At 50.5% G+C, this 1,643-nt stretch carries 3 protein-coding genes; all 3 read right to left on the bottom strand.

The features are described from left to right. Positions 1–62 precede the first annotated feature (62 nt). Positions 63–674: a hypothetical protein gene (locus AN477_RS16905; RefSeq protein ID WP_054970356.1), complete on the bottom strand. Its 612-nt coding sequence runs from the start codon at positions 672–674 to the stop codon at positions 63–65. Further along, on the bottom strand, positions 674–1,024 hold the full coding sequence (locus tag AN477_RS16900; protein WP_054970355.1) for a hypothetical protein: 351 nt from the start codon (positions 1,022–1,024) through the stop codon (positions 674–676). Before AN477_RS16900 ends, AN477_RS16905 begins: the two co-directional genes overlap by 1 nt. Before the next feature lie 80 nt (positions 1,025–1,104). Beyond that, a partial coding sequence (locus tag AN477_RS25085) for a hypothetical protein (RefSeq protein WP_169787916.1) occupies positions 1,105–1,643 on the bottom strand: 539 nt, incomplete at its 5' end.

Genomic DNA, 1,643 nt, shown 5'->3' with positions numbered 1-1,643 from the left:
ACATTTTGAGTAGCTGATGCCACCCGACGGTTTTATAGCGTGTAAGTCCATTCATCTTTAACTCAAGCTGCGGAAGATTCGTCGGCGTCAGCCGCAGCAAAACTTCCTCCGCGTAAGATGCGCCAACGACTTGCGTCTGCAACGTGTTCATAAAAGGTCATAACCTCCCAGGCTCTAAGCAGCGCTTCCCAAGCTTCAAGTGTGGAGTGCCACTCCCAATCGATCACCCAATAGATGTCCGTCCAGAATAGTTGTCCGAGTGTTGACCCGGCCGGTTTCTGTTGAATCAAGTTTGTATTTGGAAGGAGCCAGTGAATAAAGTGAGCCCATTTTCGTAATTCCTGCGGTTCGCCCTGAAAATGCACCGACAGTGTGGGTGCGTTGTGGATGAGTTCTTGAATGGGATCAGTGATGTCCGCAAGGGTCATCACATCTATCCACGTTCCAGACTCCAAATCAGGAACTGACACCTCAACCTCTAAATCAGGTGCCAACAAAGCCATCAAGGATTGAACTTGGGCGTCCTCTAGGTCTCCCATCCCATTCATGTCGTATCCATAGCCCCAACCTTCTTGGTCCACTTCATCGATAAACCCGGTTCTTCGCATGAAATCCCGGATGAACCAAATGTCTTCCAGACCGCGGTACAAGTGTTCACGAAGCTCGTCATACATCAGATAAACACCTCCGCGACGGAAGGGTCACAAAGTGACGTAAGGTTCATGCATTTGTGCCATACCGTATCCCATGCCTCATCATCTATCGCGAAATGGGCAGTTTCGACTGCCGCGCTCGCCTCATCAGAAGGGTCGATGAGCTGAGAAGCCATGTGAAATATTTCATCGGAAAGCCCAAAAATGTATCTGGCAGGGAGATTCTCTGATTGCATACGTTGAAGGAGGTCGCAGGCGGCTTCGACCACCGCACTTGCCTCCCTGTTTTGGTCCGGGGTGTTTTCCAGTTCGCTGATTAGTTGATCCCAGTGGAGCGTGATGATTCGAGGATTTAAAGGTTCGGTTTGCATATGGATCCCTCCATTCACCTCCCCGTGATCAAGGGAGGTGAAATCGTTCCCTGAATGAACGGAGTGAGTAAATAGCGAGATTAGATAGCATCGAGTGCAAACAGAGCGATTTGGTCATCACTGACCTTGCGCCTGCTTGGTTTGACCTTTTCGACAAGTCCCATTTTCCGGCGCAAATCTCCGATTGTAATGGGAGGCTCGACGTCTATCACTTCCGCTTGAACTGGCTTGCTCCTATCTGGAACTGTAAACAGCGGCAGAATGGCAAGCTTTTCATCCGGTTGCTCAACAAACGAGCTACTCGGTTCGGCTTCCTTACGGCGTGACTCGATTGGAGATATGAATTGGACAGGTTCCGGTACATTCGCCAGTCGGCGCGTTTCCGACGCCAGTCGATTCATCGCTCGTCTAATTTCCTGTTTGAATCGTTCCTCGGCGAGCATCGTCACCCCGGCCGGAATGTCTTTGTCGGCAAGTGCTCTCCACTTTTGAGAAAGGTCTTCGACGTCCCCTAGGCAACTTGCAATGGCGAAGGTAGATGCGGACTTGTCGTCTTGTACTGCAAACTGCGACACCTCAGACTTATCAAGTCTTCCTTCAAGCAACATCGCATGACTGC

Origin of the sequence: Paenalicyclobacillus ferrooxydans, assembly GCF_001399675.1 — a bacterium.
Lineage (GTDB): Bacteria > Bacillota > Bacilli > Alicyclobacillales > Alicyclobacillaceae > Alicyclobacillus_B > Alicyclobacillus_B ferrooxydans.
Note: the sequence above shows the minus strand (reverse complement) of the source record. Positions and strands in the feature narration are given on the sequence as shown.